The organism is Aliiruegeria haliotis (genome assembly GCF_003003255.1).
In the GTDB taxonomy this organism is placed as follows: domain Bacteria; phylum Pseudomonadota; class Alphaproteobacteria; order Rhodobacterales; family Rhodobacteraceae; genus Tropicimonas; species Tropicimonas haliotis.
On record NZ_PVTD01000003.1, the window covers coordinates 335,677 to 353,038 of the forward strand.

The following is a 17,362-nucleotide window of genomic DNA, read 5'->3' on the forward strand; positions in this document are numbered from 1 at the left end:
CATGACCACATCCCAGCCCGTCCTTTCCCTTCGCGGAATGACCAAGCGCTTCGGCACCGTAACTGCCGCTGATGCCATCGACCTCGATCTGTCCCGGGGAGAGGTTCTTGCCCTCCTGGGAGAGAACGGCGCCGGCAAGACCACCCTGATGAACATGCTGTTCGGGCAATACACGCCCGACAGCGGCAGCGTTCACGTCTGGGACGAGAGCGGCACCGAACGCCTCCTTCCCCCTGGCCAACCGCATGCCGCCATCGAGGCGCGGATCGGCATGGTGCACCAGCATTTCACGCTGGCCGAGAACCTCTCCGTCGTCGACAACATCCTGCTCGGCACCGAACGGCTGTTCCACCTCAATCGCAATCGCCGCGCCGCCCGGGCAAAGCTGGAGGCGTTGATGACCCATTCCGGGTTGCACGCGCCCCTCGATGCCCGCATCCGCGACCTCTCGGTCGGCGAACGGCAGCGGGTGGAGATCCTCAAGGCGCTCTACCGCGATGTCCGCATCCTTGTGCTCGACGAGCCCACCGCCGTGCTGACCCCGCAGGAGGCCGACGGCCTTTTTGTCTCGATGCGGTCGATGGTGGCACAGGGGTTGTCCGTGATCTTCATCTCCCACAAGCTGCGGGAGGTTCTGAGTTTCTCGGACCGGATTGCCGTGCTGCGCCATGGCGCGAAGGTCGGCGAAATGGCCACCGCTGAAGCCGACACCCATTCGATCATCCGCATGATGATCGGCGAGGAACACGACGCCCCCGAGCGTTCGCCGGGAAAGACGGGCGAAACCGCGCTCCGCCTATCCGGGATCAACGTTGCGCCGGGACGCGACACGGGTGGATTGCTGGACGTCTCGCTCGACCTGAAAGCCGGAGAAATCGTCGGCATCGCGGGCGTCTCCGGCAATGGACAGAGCGCGCTGGCAAGGGTGATTTCCGGCCTGGTTGCGCCGTCTTCGGGGAGTATCGAAACCGCAACCGCATCGCAAACCGCCCTGACCCCTCGCACCGCACTCGCGCAGGGCATCGGCCGCATTCCGGAAGACCGGCACCACGACGGCATCGTCGCCGCACTATCGGTGGCGGAAAACCTCGTGATCGAGCGCCTGGACGACCCCGAGGTGAGCCGGGCCGGCTTTTTGAAACGCAGCGCCATGGCGAAGCATGCCGAGGACCTCAGCGCCGCCTACGATGTGCGCGGACCCGGCATCCATGCCCGCGCGGCCCTTCTGTCCGGTGGTAATATCCAGAAACTGATCCTCGCCCGGGTGCTGGAGACCCACCCCGGCGTGATCCTTGCCAACCAGCCGACGCGCGGGCTCGATTTCCGCGCTGCGGCCGAAGTCAGCCGCCGCCTGATCGCCGCGCGCGACCGGGGGGCAGGCGTCATCCTCATTTCCGAGGACCTCGACGAGGTCTTGTCGCTTGCCGACCGCATTCTGGTGATGCATGCGGGCGAACTCACCGAAACAGCCAGCCGGGACCGTTCGGCCATCGGCCAATTGATGGCAGGGCACGCCGCATGATCGAGATCACTCCGAGAGAGAACCCGTCCCGCCTGCTGACAGCCGGCGTGCCTGTACTGGCCGCCGTTCTGTCGCTGGTCCTCGCGGCCATTCCCCTTGCGTTTGCGGGGGCGCCGATCCTCGACGCCTATGGCCAGATGGTCACCGGCGTCTTCGGTTCCGCCTTCGCCTTCACCGAAATGCTGACCCGGGCCACGCCCCTGATCTTCACCGGCCTCGCCGCCGCCGTCGCCTTCAAGGCGCGGCTGTGGAACATCGGCGGCGAAGGGCAGCTCTATCTTGGCGCCATGGCCGCCGTCTGGGTCGGCACAGGCATGATCGACGGACCGCCAATCCTGATGGTGCCGCTGGTGCTGCTGGCGGGTGCCATCGCGGGCGGGCTTGGCATGCTCGGCCCGGCGGTGCTCAAGACCCGGTTCGGCGCCGACGAGGTTGTCACCTCGTTGCTGCTGAACTTCATCATCCTGATCTTCGTGCAGATGATGCTCGAAGGTCCGCTGAAAGACCCGATGAGCCTTGGCTGGCCGCAGTCTGAGCCGATCGTGGACGCGGCGGTACTGCCGCAATTGATGGAGAAGATGCGCCTGCACGCCGGGTTCCTCCTCGCCATTGGCACGGCGGTGATCGCCCACGTGATCATGGCGATGACCGTCTGGGGGCTGAAGATCCGCGCGGTTGGCGAGAACCCGGCCGCCGCGAAACACGCGGGCATTCCGGTGACACGGGTGTTTCTTGCCGTGGCCTTCGCCTCCGGCGCGCTGGCCGGGCTGGCGGGGGTTTCGGAGGTGGCGGGGCTGAAGGGCTACCTGACCGCCGACCTCTCCCCCGGTTTCGGCTACACCGGCATCGTCGTCGCGATGCTCGCCGGGTTGTCGCCACTCGGCGTGGTGGCCTCGGCGATCTTCATTGCATCAGTCTTCGTGGGGACAGATTCCATGAGCCGCGCCATCGGGGTCTCCTCCTTCCTGGCGGACCTGACGGTCTCCATGTCGCTGATCTGTGTGCTGCTTGGCGGGTTCTTCGCCCGGTTCCGCATACGACGCCTGAAAGCGGGAGAGGCAGCATGATGGACATCCTGCAGATCTTCCTGAGTGACAGTTTCTGGGCCGCATCCCTGAGGATCGCGACCCCGCTGATCTTCGGTGTCCTCGGGGCGCTGCTTTGCGAACGTTCGGGCGTGCTGAACCTCGGAATCGAGGGGATCTTCGTCGTCGGCGCCATGATGGGCTGGCTGACCGCCTACCTGACCGGCAGCCTCTGGCTTGGAGTGATCTTCGCTGCACTGTCGGGAGGGCTATTTGGCCTCTTTCACGCGGTGCTGACGGTGCCGCTTGGCCTCTCGCAACACGTCTCCGGGCTCGGGATCACGATGTTCGCGACAGCGCTTATGTCGTTCTCCTACCGGACGATCTTCCCACAGGTCTCCACCCCGCCGCGGATCGAACCCTTTCGCGCTCTCGATGTGCCCCTCCTGTCCGATCTGCCCTTCCTCGGCCCGGTGCTGTTCCAGCAAACGGCGATGACGTGGCTGGCCTTGCTTCTGGTCGCCCTCCTTTGGTGGATCATGGACCGAACCGCGCTTGGCGTGGCCATCAAGGCCGTGGGCGACAACCCGGACGCTGTCAACGCGCAGGGCTTGTCCGTGATCCGGTTGCGCATGGGCGCGGTGGTTGCCGGCTCGGCGCTGATGGCCCTTGGCGGCGCGTTTCTGACCATGTCGGCATTCGACGCGTTCTTCTTCGGGATGGTGAACGGACGTGGCTGGATTTGCATCGCGCTGGTGATCTTTGCCAGTTGGCAGCCGGGCAAGGCGCTGCTGGGTGCGCTGCTCTTCGGCATGTTCGACGCGCTCCAGGTGCGGCTACAGACCGAGGCAGGGGCGCTGATCCCCGGGCAGGTCTTCCTGATGGTGCCCTATGTGCTCTCCATTGTGGCGTTGATCATTGCCGCCCGGAAGGCAGACTACCCGCGGGCGCTGCTGCAACCCTGGTTCAAGGGACAACGCTAGATGGGGCCGGGTTCGATCAGCCACCGTTCGGCACAGCCGCTGGCCCCACCGCTCAACTGAAGGAGCCCCCGATGCTCGACCTCCTCGTCAAGAACGCAACGCTTTCCGACGGCACCACCGGCGTGGATATCGCCTGCTCCGGCGGTCGGATAACGGCGATCGAGACCGGCATCACCGCCGCGGCGACGCAGGAAATCGACGCGTCAGGGCGGCTCGTGGCGCCTCCCTTCGTCGATCCGCACTTCCATATGGATGCGACACTCTCCCTCGGGCGTCCCCGGATGAATGTCTCCGGCACCTTGCTCGAGGGTATTGCGCTCTGGGGAGAGCTCAAGAACATCCAGACCATCGAAGAGATCGTCGACCGCGCCCTGCGCTACTGCGATATCGCGGTCTCCATGGGGATGGGCGCCATACGCTCTCACGTGGACACCTGCGACGACACGCTGACCGGCGTGCAGGCCCTGCTGGAGGTGCGGGATCGGGTGAAGGACTACCTCGAGCTGCAACTGGTGGCCTTCCCGCAGGACGGGGTGTTCCGTGACCCGACGGCCATGGACAACACCCTCCGCGCACTCGACATGGGAGTCGATGTCGTCGGCGGCATTCCGCATTTCGAGCGCACGATGGCCGATGGCGCCGCCTCGGTGACGGCATTGTGCGAGATCGCGGCGGAGCGCGGGCTGATGGTCGACATGCATTGCGACGAAAGCGACGACCCGCACTCCCGGCATGTCGAGACACTCACCTACGAGACCCAGCGGCTGGGCCTGCAGGGACGCGTGGCGGGGTCGCACCTGACCTCCATGCACTCGATGGACAATTACTACGTCTCCAAGCTGATTGCCCTGATGGCAGAGAGCGAGCTGCGGGTGATCCCCAATCCGCTCATCAACATCATGCTTCAGGGACGGCACGATACTTATCCGAAACGGCGTGGGCAGACCCGTGTGCGGGAGCTTCGCGATGCTGGGCTGACCGTGGGATTCGGATCCGATTGCGTGAAGGATCCGTGGTATTCGCTCGGGCGGGCGGACATGCTGGACGTCGCGGCCATGGGGCTGCATGTCGGGCAGCTTTCATCGCGCGACGACATGCGCTGGTGCTTCGATGCCGTCACGGTCAACTCCGCTGCAATCATGGGGCTCGAAGACTACGGTGTGGCCAAGGGATGCACGGCAAACTTCAACATCCTGCAAGCGGCAGATCCGATCGAGGCGATCCGGTTGCGTGCAACACGCCTGTCGGTGATTCGCCGGGGCAGGGTCATCGCAGAAACGCCGGCCAGCACGGCCAGCCTCTCGCTTCCCGGACGTCCGGACAGGATCGACCCCGCCATGTGATCGGCACGCTTAATGCGACCGTAGCCTGGCATGGCGCGCTCCATGGTCAAAACGACCAAGGGGTTGGCATCCGCGGCGCCCGTCAAGCAGTGTGCTCCTACTGGTGCACCCGCAGGATCGGGCCGGCGGACGCCCGACGCTCTGCTTGGTTGCACAGGCGCGTTCGCTTCGCTGGCAAGCTCCGATATCTTCACGTCTGCAAAACAAAATGGCCCCGGGCGCGACTGCGACCGGGGCCAGGTCCTGGCTGACAGGAAGGGAGATCAGCCTTTGTGGAACTCAGGGTAGGCTTCGATGCCCAGCTCATGGATGTCGAGACCGTTGATCTCGGCTTCTTCGTCCACGCGGATGCCCATGACCATCTTCAGGATGAACCAGAGCGCGAAGCTGACGACGAAGACGAACACACCGACGATGATGATCGGGATCACCTGACCGGTCAGGGTCGCATCGGGGTTGCTGAGCAGCACGGCGAGCGTGCCCCAGATACCGGCGATCAGGTGCACCGGGATGGCGCCGACCACGTCGTCGATCTTCAGCTTGTCGAGCATCGGAACCGCGAAGACCACGATCACGCCACCGATACCACCGATGATGGTTGCCAGACCCAGCGAGGGGGTCAGCGGCTCGGCGGTGATGGACACGAGGCCCGCCAGCGCGCCGTTCAGCACCATGGTGAGGTCGACCTTGCCGTAGAGAACCTGGGTCAGGATCAGCGCAGCAATGGCACCGCCGGCAGCAGCCGTGTTGGTGTTGGCAAAGATGCGTGACACGTCGGCAACGTCACCCACCGTGCCCATGGCCAGCTGCGAACCGCCGTTGAAGCCGAACCAGCCGAGCCACAGGATGAACGTGCCGAGCGTGGCCAGGGCGAGGTTGGAACCAGGATAGGGATGCACGCGGCCATCCTTGTACTTGCCGATACGTGGGCCGAGGATGATGGCACCGGCGAGAGCAGCCCAGCCACCAACGGAGTGCACCACGGTCGAACCGGCGAAGTCCAGGAAGCCGTACTGGCTGTCGAGGAAACCGCCGCCCCATTTCCAGGAGGCCTGGATCGGGTAGATGACGGCCGTCAGGATGATAGTGAAGATGAGGAAGGGCCACAGCTTGATCCGCTCGGCCAGCGTGCCGGAGACGATCGAGGCAGTTGTCGCACAGAACATCAGCTGGAAGAAGAAGTCCGAGCCGGTGGAGGCATAGCCGTAGTCGTCGGCTGCGTCACGGCCGATGCCGACAGCTTCGAGGATGGCCGGGCCGAAGGCGCCGAGGTAGCCGCCGGTCTCATCGGTGCCGATGGACCAGTTGCCCAGCGGGTACATGAGGTTGTAGCCGATCAGGTAGTAGAAGATCGCCGCCAGCGAGAACAGGGCGACGTTCTTGGTCAGCTGCATGGTCACGTTCTTGGAGCGCACGAGGCCAGCTTCGAGCATAGCAAAGCCTGCCGCCATCCAGAACACGAGGAAGCCACCGATCAGGAACAGCAACGAGTTGAAGATGAAGATACTATCCGAGGAGGCGTCCACACCAGGAGCGGCCTCCTGGGCGAGGGCCATGCCGGGCAGAGTGGCTGCCGCAGCGATGACAGGAATGAACTTGGTCAGTTTCATGTGTCTAGAATTTCCCTGTTTGACCTGGGCTCAGAGCGCATCGTCGTTGGTTTCGCCGGTACGAACGCGAACGGCCTGGTTGACGTCGAGAACGAAGATCTTGCCGTCGCCGATCTTGTCGGTCTTGGCCGTCTTCTGGATGGTCTCGACAACCTGGTCAGCCATGGAGGCGTTCACGACGATCTCCAGCTTGACCTTGGGCACGAAGTTCACAGCGTATTCCGCGCCACGGTAGATCTCTGTGTGACCCGACTGCGAGCCGAAGCCCTTAATCTCGGTCACCATCATGCCTCGCACACCGATGGCGGTGAGCGCCTCGCGCACCTCCTCGAGCTTGAACGGCTTGATTGCTGCAATGATGAGTTTCACTTTGCTCCCCTTCCGATTGGCCGGGGAGAGGGCCCCGGCGGGTGATGAGGGAAGACAGACTTTGTGCGGGCCAAGGTTCAAGGAATCGCATGGCGCTCACATGGGCAGAATCCGGGTGTTTTGCACAATTTTTGCACATTTTGACCGGTCAGCCTATTTTTTAAGCTCTTCGTGGACGACTCAAAAAGCGCGAAACTCTCCCCTTCGGTCGGCAGGCACGGTATCAAGGGGCAAAACAAGAGCAGGTTTCAGTGCAAGGGCTCCCATGAGCGCATCCGGTGGCAAGCGCCCGACTCTCAGGGCCGACAAACGGTATTCGAAGGCACCCGCCAAGGGAAAATCGGCCCGGGCAAAGCCCAAGCCGACCAAGGCACAATCGAAGGCCAAGTCCAAACCCAAGGCAAAGGCGACCGCGGCCAGACGCAGCCGGAAGAGCGCGTCGCGCAAGACCCGGCAGCGGCGTGGACCCCTTGGGTGGCTGCGCCGCCTGATCGGGTTCGTGCTCGGCCTGATCTGGAGCATTGCCTGGCGGACGGCCGCTGTGGTCGGGCTGATCCTCGCGGGTGCGGTCCTCTATTTCTATGCCGACCTGCCGGAGTTCACGGAACTGATCGATGGCCGGACCCGGGGCTCGGTGACCCTCCTCGACCGAGAGGGGGAGGTCTATGCATGGCGCGGGGAACAGTTCGATTCGATCACGCATATCGAGCAGGTCTCGCCGCACCTGAAGAACGCGGTGGTGGCCGCTGAGGACAAACGCTTCTACTGGCACCTTGGCGTCAGCCCGCGCGGGGTCGCCTCGGCGATCCGGATCAACCTTTCGGAAGGGCGCAGCGCGTTGTCCGGTCACGGCGGCTCGACGCTGACACAGCAGACGGCCAAGTTGCTCTGCATCGGCATCCCCTATGACCCGTCCACAGGCCAGACCGAGGCCGAATACGAGGCCGACTGCCGGCGCGGGTCCATCTGGCGCAAGGCAAAAGAAGCGATCTACGCGATGGCGTTGGAGTTGAAGTACACAAAGGACGAAATCCTTGTGATCTACTTCAACCGCGCCTACCTCGGTGCCTCCGCGCGCGGGTTCGAAGCAGCCGCGCAGCGGTACTTCGGCATTCCTGCGGTTCAATTGTCACCGGCTCAGGCCGCAATGCTGGCCGGGCTCCTGCCCGCTCCGACGCGGTATGCACCGACCAACAATCTCAAGCGATCGCAGGACCGTGCGGATACCGTCGTGCGGTTGATGTACGATCAGGGTTATCTGAACGAGAGCCAGCGCGATCAGGCCTGGGCCAACCCCGCGACTCTGTCGGAGGCTGCACAAGCGCGCGCAGGCGGATATTTCGCGGACTGGGTAATGGATACCGGACCGAACTTCCTGACCCGTGACACGACGGAAGATGTGATCCTTCACACCACCCTGGATCAGGACATCCAGACCTCCGCCGAGGAGGCGATGAAGTTCATCTTCCAGGAAAAGGTCAAGGAAGGCTCCAAGGCACAGGCCGCAATCGTGGTGATGTCGGCCGACGGCGCCGTGCGGGCGATGGTCGGCGGGCGGGAAACGAAGGTCTCGGGCGCATTCAACCGCGCAACCATGGCCAAACGCCAGACGGGGTCGAGCTTCAAGCCGTTCGTCTACGCCGCGGCGATGGACCTCGGCTACACGCCATTGGCGACCGTTGTCGACGAACCCTACTGCATCGCACTGCCCGGCCAGCCGAATTACTGTCCGAAGAACTACAGCCGCGAGTTCAAAGGCCGCGTGACGCTTGCCAAGGCTCTTGCAGACAGTCTGAACATCCCCGCCGTGAAGGTATCCGAGGCGGTCGGACGGGAGAATGTGCGCACGATCGCGACCGATTTCGGCATCGACAACGAACTGGCGGTCGGCCCGGCGCTTGCCCTTGGGGTCTCCGAATCGACCTTGCTGGAGATGACAGGGGCCTATGCCGGCATTCTCAATGGCGGGCGCTCGGTGAAGCCATACGGGCTGATCGACCTTCGGCTTCAGGGTGAGCAGGACTCTCTCATGGGTCAGGGCGGTGGATATGGCGAGCGGGTCATCTCCGACGAGGCTGCCCGCAATCTCGTCTACATGATGCACCAGGTGGTTGAAGTTGGCACAGGCCAGCGGGCGAAGCTTGGCGACCGACCCGCCGCCGGCAAGACAGGGACGACCCAAGCCGCCCGGGACGCGTGGTTCATCGGCTTCACCGCTGACTACGTGGCCGGTGTCTGGATGGGATACGACGACAACACGCCGCTCTCGGGCGTGACCGGTGGCGGTTTGCCCGCGGAAATCTGGAACGAAGCTATGGTGCGAATCCACGATGGCCGCCCCGTGATGCCCCTGCCCATGAACCAGCCGCAGGCCGGGCGCCCGATTGCGCAAGGTGGCGGCCAAGGAGGCCAGCAAACTGCGCCCCGCTATGACGGCAACACGTCGACCGCGCAAAGCTCCAATCAGCAGAAGCCCAGAAAGGACAACCTCGCCGAGCGGGTTCTTCAGGATGTTCTGGGCAACTTGTTTGGACGGAAGAACTGATGCGGCAAGAGCGTCGGGCCATCAGAAAGATGAATGGGTCGAAGGATGCGGCACCTGCGCCGCCTTCCCTTCAACCGATGGCCAGGCGCCCGCGATCGAGTTGATCGGCGCGCCGCAGGCAAGGGTTTTCAGCGTGTGGGCGCGGGAACGTGCTGATCGAGGAAAATGGCATTTCCGTCGGGGTCTTTCAGCAGGATATGCGCCGGCCCGGTTCCGGCGGGATCGGTGGTTTCGTCCAGCGTGATACCGGCTTCCTGCAGGTGCGCCTGGATATCACGAATGTCAGTGAACGCGGCGTGTTCGCGCTCTTCCGATTGCCATCCCGGGTTGAAGGTAAGCATGTTCCCCGTGAACATCCCCTGGAAAAGACCGAGCGTGCAGGTCCCGTTCCGGAGGATGATCCAGTTGTCTGCCTCATTGCCGGCCACGGGCTCGAACCCCAGCCGGGCGTAGAAGGCCATGGAAGCCTTCAGGTCGGTCACGCTCAGGCTCACGGAAAATGCGCCAAGCTCCATTTTAGCCTCCCGTCAGTCATGCGCGGCCAGCAAGGTCAGTGTCGCTCAGCTGGCCTTTCCCAGGTCGGCGATCAGGGCGTTGATGTCACCGCCACGGCGGTCGAGCATCGAGCCGATCTCCGTCTTCTCGGTCAGCACCATGTTCACACCCTCGATGTACATGTTGATGAACTTCTCGCGGCCGGAGCGATCGGACACGAGGAATTTCACATCGAAGGGCGCCTCGCCGCGCAGATGCGCAATCGTGGTGACTTCGACGTATTTCTTGACCGGCTTGGCGCTCTGAAGCTCCAGACGGCCGCCGATGAACTCCCGGAAACGCTTGCCGTACTTCCGCGCGATATAGCCCTGGTAGGCCTTGGTGTAGGCCTTCAGTTGCGACTTGGAGGCCCTGCGGCGGTCGGCCCCGAGCGAGACCAGCGCGATCGAAGACACGTCGGCATACTTGACGAAGATTTTCTCAAAATCCCGGTACATCGCGGATTCGGATTTGCCCGAAGCGATGACCTTGTTGATGTCGTTGACCAGCTTGCTCACCAGCGCGGACGCCGATTCCGTCGTCATCGCGAACGCGCCGGATGGCATTGCAAGGCTGGCACATGCGCCCAGTCCAAGGGCCCCGAAGGACCGGCGGGATAGATCAGTCACCATAAAGCTCCTCGAAGAGATCAATGCTCTCGTCGTTTTCCGTTACCTCACCGCGGCTCATCTCGAACCGGCGATTCTGCAGATAGATCAGCCGCGACTGCGCATAGCTGTCGGCCGAATCCCGGTAGATCGAGTCCACCGTGTCCGAATACCTGAACCGATCGGTCGCCTCTCCGGCCCAGGTAAACCCGTTGGCCACGAGATTCTGTGGCCATGGGAATACATACCATAGAGGATTCATCACGAAGTCCACCGCCATCCCGGCGGTATCGCGCTGAGTTGATGGACCAACGACCGGCAGCTCCTGAAAGTTGCCTTCCGACACGCCCCAAACGTGCAGGGTTTCGCCAAAATCGGTGTCGATCTCGGGCAGACCTGCAGCCCCGGCCACGTCGATCAGACCGAGAATACCAACCGTGGAGTTGATCCCGAAACGCAATGTGTTGTGCGCTGCATCACCCGGTCTCACCTGTAGCAGGCTGTTGACCACGCGTCGCGGGTTGTCGAGGTTCGTGCCAAAATTACTGAGCGCGATCAGGGCGTTGCTGGCTCCACGCGCCGGCGCATCGGTGGCGCCTCCCTCAATGCTATCGTCGATGCCGGCCGTCGGTTGCCCTTCATCCTCCGAAAGCGGGATCTCGGCCTCGGCTCCCTCTTCAGAGCCGCCGAGCAACTGCGTGTCGACACGCTTGTTCCACTCGTGAACGCCCCTGTTGCGCGCTTCGTTCGGATCATTGATTCCGGTAGGGATGTCCGCAGGGCCACAGGCCGTAAGAGAGCCGAAAAGAACGCAAATTCCGATTGCGCCAGCACTGCGTGGCAAATAATGTTTCAAAACAGACATTGGATTTAACAAGAACTTCATCGTAGTTTGCCACCCAGCCCCATTGCAAGGCCCCCGTGGCCGGCTGCCGACGCAATCTAGCGTCGGCGGGCAAAGGAGACAACCGGCTGTAGCCAGGAGACAATCGGCAATGCGCCAATCCGAAACGGCGGCAGGCAGAAAAGAACTGCAGGATGCCCGCGTCGAAAGCCGGAGCCTTTTCATCTCCGCCTTCGTATTTTCCATTTTCGTCAACCTGTTGATGCTGACCGGACCGCTCTACATGCTTCAGGTCTACGACCGCGTGCTGGGGTCCCGATCAGAGGAAACGCTGATCGCCCTGTCGGTGCTGGTGGCCTTTCTCTATCTGATGATGGGTATACTCGACTACTCACGCGGCCGAGTGATGGCCCGGGCCGGTGCGCGATTCCAGACATTGCTGGATGCGCGCGTCTTCTCCGCCGTTCTGCGCAGCGAGACCGGGCGCCCGGGCTCCGAAGTTGCCCAGACCGGCCTGCGTGACCTGGAGGTGGTGCAGCGCTTCCTTTCGTCACCGGCGCTGACTGCGTTCTTCGACATGCCGTGGACGCCGATCTTCCTGTTTGCGATCTTCGTCTTCCACCCGTGGCTTGGCATCCTCGCTGTGTCCGGTGGCACGCTCATTGTCTGCGTGACGCTTCTGAACCAATGGCGCACGCGTCAGCCTGCGCTGGAAGCCGCCGGAATGGGCCAGCGTGCCGAGCGGATGAGCGACCAGATGCGCGACGAAGCGGAGGCCGTGGAGGCCCTCGGCATGCGCGAAGCAACCTTTGATCGCTGGCAACTCGCGCGCGGCAAGGCCGTCGAACTGAACCTTGCGGCCTCCGATCGCGCTGGCGGCTTCACGGCTGCCACGAAGTCGCTGCGGCTGTTCCTGCAATCCGCGATGCTGGGACTGGGTGCCTACCTCGTGTTGCAGAACGAGTTGACGGCCGGTGCCATGATCGCCGGTTCGATCCTGCTGGGCCGTGCCCTCGCACCGGTGGAAATGGCCATCGGGCAATGGGAGTTGCTGCAACGCGCGTCCCGCGGCTGGCAGAATCTCTCGAAGCTGTTGTCCGACGTGCCGCCGGAAATCCCGCGCACGCCGCTGCCGAAGCCTGCAGCACGTCTGGAAGGGCAGCAGGTCACCGTGGTGCCGCCCGGAGAATCACAGGCCTCGCTGCGGATGGTCAGTTTCCTGCTTCCGCCGGGTCAGGCGATGGGCGTTATCGGTCCTTCGGGTTCGGGCAAGACGACATTGGCGCGTGCCATCTGTGGCGTCTGGCGCTGCGCGGGCGGCAAGATCCGCCTCGATGGGGCTGCGCTCGACCAGTACGATCCCGACGTGCTCGGCCAGCACATCGGCTACCTGCCACAGCGTGTGACACTGTTCGAAGGCACCATCGCCGAGAACATCGCGCGACTGTCCACCCAGCCCGACGCCAAGAAGGTCGTGGAAGCTGCGCAGAAGGCCGATGCCCACGAGATGATCCTCGAACTGCCGCGTGGATACGACACCCCACTTGCCGCTGCCGGCGGACGCTTGTCGGGCGGACAGATCCAGCGGATCGGCCTGGCGCGCGCGCTGTACGGCGACCCGCAGATCCTTGTGTTGGACGAGCCGAACTCCAATCTCGACAACGAAGGGTCGGAGGCGCTGAACAAGGCGATCCGGCAAATGAAGTCGGAGGAGCGGTCGATCATCATCATGGCCCACCGCCCCGCCGCGATCCAGGAATGCGAGCTTCTGTTGGTGCTCGATGGCGGCATCCGCCGGGCATTCGGGCCGCGCGATGACGTTCTGCGCGAAGTGGTACAGAACGCCGCCCAGATCCAGAGCTCGAAGAGCCAGGGAGGTGTGACATGACCGAAGGGAAAGAACGCTCCGTGCCGTCCGCACGCAGCCACCTCGTGCTGGGATTCCTCGCGGTACTCGCCCTCGTCGGCGGATTCGGGGTCTGGTCGGTGACGACCAACATTTCCGGCGCAATCATTGCCGGAGGCCAGTTGGAAGTGGACCAGAACCGGCAGGTGGTGCAGCACCTCGACGGCGGAGTGGTCGCCGAACTGGAGGTCGAGGAGGGCGACAAGATCGAGGCCGGTGGCGTCCTGATCCGGCTCGACCCCACCGACCTTCAATCGGAACTGACAATCGTCGAGGGCCAGCTCTACGAATTGATGGCCCGTGCCGGCCGCATGGTGGCCGAGCGCGATGGGCTGGAGAACATCGAGTTCCACCCCGAATTGCTGGAGGTTGCCAGCGAGCGCGCCGAAATAGAAGAACTGCTGCACGGACAGGAGCGCCTTTTCGAGGCCCGCAAGGTGACCTTGCAAAAGGAAGTCGACCAGTTGGCCCGGCGCGGCGAACAGATCGAGTCGCAGGTCGAGGGCATTGACGCGCAGACCGACGCGCTCAGCGAACAGCTTGCCCTGATCGGAGAGGAACTGGAGGACCAGCAGGTCCTGCTCGACAAGGGGTTGGCGCAAGCGACCCGCGTGCTGTCCTTGCAACGGGAGAGAGCCCGCCTGTCCGGCCTGATCGGCGAGCTGACCGCAAGTCGGGCCGAGGCGCTCGGCCGGATCACGGAACTCGACATCGAAATGCTCAAGCTGGAGACCCGGCGGCGCGAAGAGGCAATCACTCGCCTGCGCGACCTGCAGTACACGCTTGTCGAACTGATCGAGCGCCGCCAGTCACTGCGAAAGCGCCTTGACCGCCTCGACATCACTGCACCCGTGGGGGGCATCGTCTACGGCATGACGGTGAACACCCCGCGCTCCGTGGTCCGCGCGGCCGAACCGCTTGCCTACATCATTCCGCAGGATCGCCCGTTGGTGATCGCGGCGCGGATCGAACCGATCCACGTGGACCAGGTCTTTGTCGGGCAGGAGGTCGTTCTGCGGTTCTCGACCTTCGATGCACGCACGACCCCGGAAATGAACGGCCACGTGGTTCAGATTTCCGCCGACATCTTCACGGATGAGCGCACGGCGATATCCTACTACCGCGCGGAGATTGAACTCGACCCGGGCGAGATCGACAAGCTCGAAGGCAAGGCAATCATTCCCGGAATGCCGGTGGAAGCCTACATCCGCACCGACGACCGGACACCAATGGCCTACCTTCTCAAACCCTTCACCGACTATCTCAACAAGGCCTTCCGCGAGAGCTGAACACGCCACAAAGGAGTTTCCACATGTCCGGTACCCACGAGGCCCGTCTCGCCGAACTTGGCGTGACGCTCCCCGATGCGCCTGCTCCCGCAGCCAACTACGTGCCATTCGTGCGGGTTGGCGACCTTGTCTATGTCTCTGGCCAGATCAGCATGGGGCCGGATGGGCTGATCACCGGCAAACTTGGTGACACGATGGATGTCGAGGCGGGCGCCGCCGCGGCACGGACCTGCGCTATCGCGCTTCTTGCCCAGTGCAAGGCGGCCTGTGGAGGCGACCTCGACAGGCTTGTTCGCGTGGTGAAGCTCACGGGCTTTGTCAATTCCACGGTCGATTTCACCGATCAGCCCGAGGTGGTCAACGGCGCCTCCGATTTCCTTGTCGATGCGCTTGGCGATGCCGGGCGGCACTCTCGTTCCGCCGTTTCCGCCGCGGCTCTTCCGCGAGGCGTAGCGGTCGAGATCGAGGCGATTTTCCAGGTTTCCTGACCCGATATGGCGTTGGATCCGGCGTTTCTCGCACGCCCAATTGCACACCGGGCCCTGCACGACCTAACGGCCCGGCGCCCGGAGAACTCGCGCGGAGCCGTCCGCGCGGCGATCGCGGCCGGCTACGGGATAGAAATTGATTTGCAAATGTCGGCCGACGGTCGGGCAATAGTGTTCCACGACTACGCACTGGATCGGCTGACGGGGGAGGCAGGCCCCGTGCGCGGCCGCAGCGCCGCCCAACTCGGACAGATCCCGCTGTTGAGTGGAGACGAGGGCATTCCGACCTTTGCCGAGATCCTCGACATCACGGCGGGAAAGGTCCCGCTCCTGGTGGAGATCAAGGACCAGGATGGCGCACTCGGACCGAATGTCGGCGAACTGGAAGCGGCGGCGGCGGCAGACGCGGCAGGCTACAACGGCCCGCTGGCGTTCATGTCCTTCAACCCTCACGCCATGATCGCACTGGGTCGGATTGCGCCGGACTTCGTCCGTGGGCTGACCACTTGCAGTTTCACGGCGGAGCATTGGCCAACAGTGCCGTCCTCCATGCGCGATCGTCTTGTCGGAATCCCCGACCTCGAAGAGACAGGTGCCGCGTTCATCAGCCACCGGGCGCGCGACCTGGCCTCGCCGCATGTAGCAAGGATCAAGGCAACGGGCCTGCCCGTTCTCTGCTGGACGGTTCGCAGCGCGGCGGCCGAAGCAGAGGCGCGTAGGATTGCCGACAACGTGACCTTCGAAGGATATACGGCCGCTTGATCCCGGTCGCATGAAGGCCAAGTGTAGGGCTGTCTGAAAGCGACGAGTGGTCATGAGCTCCAACGAAACCGCCATTGAAATCCTGGCGCTGCCCAGCCTCTCCGAAATCCCGGCGGAAGACTGGGATGCCTGTGCGTGCCCTGAGGCCGCCGATGGATTCCGACCGCTCGACCCGTTTACGACACACCGTTTTCTGATGGCGCTGGAAGACAGCGCATCGGTCGGTAAGGGCACCGGCTGGCAACCGACCTACCTGATCGCCAAACAGCACGAGGAGATCATCGCCGTCGCGCCGCTCTACGGAAAACACCACAGCCAGGGCGAGTACATCTTCGACCATTCCTGGGCGCAGGCATACGAAAACGCTGGTGGTTCCTACTACCCCAAGTTGCAGATAGCGGTGCCCTTCACCCCTGTGACCGGCCGGCGTTTCCTCGTGAAGCCGGGTTTCGAGCACATCGGACCCGGTGCTTTGGTGCAGGGTGCGGTACAGGTGGCCGCCGAAAACCAGCTTTCGTCGCTCCACATCACCTTCTGCACACTGATCGAGGCCAGGCAAGGCGAGCAGATGGGACTGATGCACCGTGTCACCCAGCAATTCCACTGGGAGAATGCGGACTATGCGGATTTCGACCACTTCCTCGCTGCGCTTTCCTCCCGGAAGAGGAAAAACATCCGCAAGGAACGGCGCACGGCACAGGCCTTTGGCGGTAAGCTCGTGCAGGTGACTGGCGACCAGATCGAGCCACATCACTGGGACGACTTCTGGGCCTTCTACCAGAACACCGGCATGCGAAAGTGGGGAAGCCCATACCTGACCCGCGAATTCTTCGAGATCGCACATGAGACCCTGCGCGACGACATCCTGCTGGTGATGGCCGAGCGTGACGGCTTCAACGTGGCCGGTGCGCTGAACTTCATCGGTCGGCGGTCGCTTTTCGGCCGGTATTGGGGCGCGTTGGAGCATCACCCGTGCCTTCACTTCGAAGCGTGCTACTATCAAGCAATCGACTACGCCATCGCGCATGGACTCGATACTGTGGAAGCGGGGGCCCAGGGCGAACACAAGCTGGCCCGCGGATACCTTCCCGTGGCCACGCATTCCCTGCATTGGGTTGCCGACCCTGGCTTCAAGCGGGCCATCGAGGAGTTCCTGGCGGCCGAGGCCCGCGCGGTGGAACAGGATATGGGAATCCTGACGAGCTACGGCCCGTTTCGACGCAGTGAGGAGGAACACGACTGATGCAACCCCTGAAGGACCGCTCCGCTTTGGAAGCACTTCTGGCCGCCGATTGGGCGATTCAGGACGACCGGGACGCGCTTCAAAAGACTTTCCGATTCAAATCCTTCGTCGAGGCGTTCGGCTGGATGACACGGGTTGCGCTGCATGCCGAAAAGATGAACCATCACCCAGAATGGGCCAATGTCTACGGGACGGTCGAAGTCACGCTGAGCACGCATGACGCTGGCGGATTGACCGAACTGGATGTCTCGTTAGCGCAGGTCATGGACAAACTGGCGGGGTGATACGGAC

The 17,362-nt window shown here is 63.3% G+C and carries 16 protein-coding genes; 11 read left to right on the forward strand and 5 right to left on the reverse strand.

The window, feature by feature from the left end; translation table 11 throughout:
- Window position 1: 1 nt before the first annotated feature.
- The 4 genes from CLV78_RS10835 to CLV78_RS10850 all read left to right on the forward strand — a co-directional run bounded on the left by CLV78_RS10835 (window position 2) and on the right by CLV78_RS10850 (window position 4,873).
- Window positions 2–1,522, forward strand: coding sequence for an ABC transporter ATP-binding protein (locus tag CLV78_RS10835; protein WP_106204817.1), 1,521 nt, complete (start codon window positions 2–4; stop codon window positions 1,520–1,522).
- A complete protein-coding gene (locus tag CLV78_RS10840) occupies window positions 1,522–2,589 on the forward strand; it encodes an ABC transporter permease (RefSeq protein WP_425427942.1) in 1,068 nt (355 codons plus the stop codon). The genes CLV78_RS10835 and CLV78_RS10840 overlap by 1 nt, the downstream gene beginning before the upstream one ends.
- The gene (locus CLV78_RS10845; protein ID WP_106204912.1) at window positions 2,589–3,530 is read left to right on the forward strand and encodes an ABC transporter permease; all 942 of its coding nucleotides are present in this window, start codon (window positions 2,589–2,591) and stop codon (window positions 3,528–3,530) included. The genes CLV78_RS10840 and CLV78_RS10845 overlap by 1 nt, the downstream gene beginning before the upstream one ends.
- A 71-nt stretch (window positions 3,531–3,601) precedes the next feature.
- Window positions 3,602–4,873, forward strand: coding sequence for an amidohydrolase family protein (locus CLV78_RS10850; protein WP_106204819.1), 1,272 nt, complete (start codon window positions 3,602–3,604; stop codon window positions 4,871–4,873).
- 263 nt (window positions 4,874–5,136) lie between these two features.
- Here CLV78_RS10850 and amt read toward each other — a convergent pair whose 3' ends face one another.
- Together amt and CLV78_RS10860 are read right to left on the reverse strand one after the other, a co-directional pair.
- On the reverse strand, window positions 5,137–6,483 hold the full coding sequence (gene amt / locus CLV78_RS10855) for an ammonium transporter (protein ID WP_106204820.1): 1,347 nt from the start codon (window positions 6,481–6,483) through the stop codon (window positions 5,137–5,139).
- A gap of 30 nt (window positions 6,484–6,513) precedes the next feature.
- Window positions 6,514–6,852 (reverse strand): P-II family nitrogen regulator, encoded by a 339-nt coding sequence (locus CLV78_RS10860; protein WP_106204821.1) that lies wholly within the window; start codon window positions 6,850–6,852, stop codon window positions 6,514–6,516.
- A gap of 265 nt (window positions 6,853–7,117) precedes the next feature.
- Between CLV78_RS10860 and CLV78_RS10865 the strand changes: the two genes are divergently transcribed.
- Window positions 7,118–9,397, forward strand: coding sequence for a transglycosylase domain-containing protein (locus CLV78_RS10865; RefSeq protein WP_106204822.1), 2,280 nt, complete (start codon window positions 7,118–7,120; stop codon window positions 9,395–9,397).
- 128 nt (window positions 9,398–9,525) lie between these two features.
- On the opposite strand, the gene CLV78_RS10870 is transcribed toward CLV78_RS10865, so the two are convergent.
- The 3 genes from CLV78_RS10870 to CLV78_RS10880 are packed head-to-tail and all read right to left on the reverse strand — an operon-like array spanning window position 9,526 to window position 11,425.
- Entirely contained in the window at window positions 9,526–9,912 is a 387-nt protein-coding gene (locus CLV78_RS10870; protein WP_106204823.1) for a VOC family protein, read from the reverse strand.
- 45 nt (window positions 9,913–9,957) lie between these two features.
- A complete protein-coding gene (locus tag CLV78_RS10875) occupies window positions 9,958–10,563 on the reverse strand; it encodes an MlaC/ttg2D family ABC transporter substrate-binding protein (RefSeq protein ID WP_106204824.1) in 606 nt (201 codons plus the stop codon).
- On the reverse strand, window positions 10,553–11,425 hold the full coding sequence (locus CLV78_RS10880) for an MlaA family lipoprotein (RefSeq protein WP_158263506.1): 873 nt from the start codon (window positions 11,423–11,425) through the stop codon (window positions 10,553–10,555). The genes CLV78_RS10875 and CLV78_RS10880 overlap by 11 nt, the downstream gene beginning before the upstream one ends.
- A gap of 109 nt (window positions 11,426–11,534) precedes the next feature.
- On the opposite strand from CLV78_RS10880, the gene CLV78_RS10885 reads away from it, so the two are divergent.
- Genes CLV78_RS10885 through CLV78_RS10910 form a run of 6 tightly spaced genes read left to right on the forward strand, consistent with a single transcriptional unit; the run spans window position 11,535 to window position 17,355 of the window.
- On the forward strand, window positions 11,535–13,271 hold the full coding sequence (locus tag CLV78_RS10885) for a type I secretion system permease/ATPase (protein WP_106204825.1): 1,737 nt from the start codon (window positions 11,535–11,537) through the stop codon (window positions 13,269–13,271).
- A complete protein-coding gene (locus CLV78_RS10890; protein WP_106204826.1) occupies window positions 13,268–14,578 on the forward strand; it encodes an HlyD family type I secretion periplasmic adaptor subunit in 1,311 nt (436 codons plus the stop codon). Before CLV78_RS10885 ends, CLV78_RS10890 begins: the two co-directional genes overlap by 4 nt.
- Before the next feature lie 23 nt (window positions 14,579–14,601).
- Window positions 14,602–15,066, forward strand: a complete 465-nt coding sequence (locus CLV78_RS10895; protein ID WP_106204827.1) for a RidA family protein — start codon at window positions 14,602–14,604, stop codon at window positions 15,064–15,066.
- A 6-nt stretch (window positions 15,067–15,072) separates the two neighbouring features.
- The gene (locus CLV78_RS10900; RefSeq protein WP_106204828.1) at window positions 15,073–15,828 is read left to right on the forward strand and encodes a glycerophosphodiester phosphodiesterase family protein; all 756 of its coding nucleotides are present in this window, start codon (window positions 15,073–15,075) and stop codon (window positions 15,826–15,828) included.
- Window positions 15,829–15,880: 52 nt separating this feature from the next.
- The gene (locus tag CLV78_RS10905; RefSeq protein ID WP_106204829.1) at window positions 15,881–17,071 is read left to right on the forward strand and encodes a GNAT family N-acetyltransferase; all 1,191 of its coding nucleotides are present in this window, start codon (window positions 15,881–15,883) and stop codon (window positions 17,069–17,071) included.
- Entirely contained in the window at window positions 17,071–17,355 is a 285-nt protein-coding gene (locus CLV78_RS10910) for a 4a-hydroxytetrahydrobiopterin dehydratase (protein ID WP_106204830.1), read from the forward strand. Before CLV78_RS10905 ends, CLV78_RS10910 begins: the two co-directional genes overlap by 1 nt.
- Window positions 17,356–17,362: the final 7 nt, after the last annotated feature.

Bases quoted from the DNA above. Each gene is read 5' to 3' on its own strand.
- CLV78_RS10835 (WP_106204817.1), top strand. From the start codon at position 2: ATGACCACATCCCAGCCCGTCCTTTCCCTTCGCGGAATGACCAAGCGC.
- CLV78_RS10845 (WP_106204912.1), top strand. From the start codon at position 2,589: ATGGACATCCTGCAGATCTTCCTGAGTGACAGTTTCTGGGCCGCATCC.
- CLV78_RS10850 (WP_106204819.1), top strand. From the start codon at position 3,602: ATGCTCGACCTCCTCGTCAAGAACGCAACGCTTTCCGACGGCACCACC.
- amt (WP_106204820.1), bottom strand. From the start codon at position 6,483: ATGAAACTGACCAAGTTCATTCCTGTCATCGCTGCGGCAGCCACTCTG.
- CLV78_RS10865 (WP_106204822.1), top strand. From the start codon at position 7,118: ATGAGCGCATCCGGTGGCAAGCGCCCGACTCTCAGGGCCGACAAACGG.
- CLV78_RS10870 (WP_106204823.1), bottom strand. From the start codon at position 9,912: ATGGAGCTTGGCGCATTTTCCGTGAGCCTGAGCGTGACCGACCTGAAG.
- CLV78_RS10875 (WP_106204824.1), bottom strand. From the start codon at position 10,563: ATGGTGACTGATCTATCCCGCCGGTCCTTCGGGGCCCTTGGACTGGGC.
- CLV78_RS10880 (WP_158263506.1), bottom strand. From the start codon at position 11,425: ATGAAGTTCTTGTTAAATCCAATGTCTGTTTTGAAACATTATTTGCCA.
- CLV78_RS10885 (WP_106204825.1), top strand. From the start codon at position 11,535: ATGCGCCAATCCGAAACGGCGGCAGGCAGAAAAGAACTGCAGGATGCC.
- CLV78_RS10890 (WP_106204826.1), top strand. From the start codon at position 13,268: ATGACCGAAGGGAAAGAACGCTCCGTGCCGTCCGCACGCAGCCACCTC.
- CLV78_RS10895 (WP_106204827.1), top strand. From the start codon at position 14,602: ATGTCCGGTACCCACGAGGCCCGTCTCGCCGAACTTGGCGTGACGCTC.
- CLV78_RS10900 (WP_106204828.1), top strand. From the start codon at position 15,073: ATGGCGTTGGATCCGGCGTTTCTCGCACGCCCAATTGCACACCGGGCC.
- CLV78_RS10905 (WP_106204829.1), top strand. From the start codon at position 15,881: ATGAGCTCCAACGAAACCGCCATTGAAATCCTGGCGCTGCCCAGCCTC.
- CLV78_RS10910 (WP_106204830.1), top strand. From the start codon at position 17,071: ATGCAACCCCTGAAGGACCGCTCCGCTTTGGAAGCACTTCTGGCCGCC.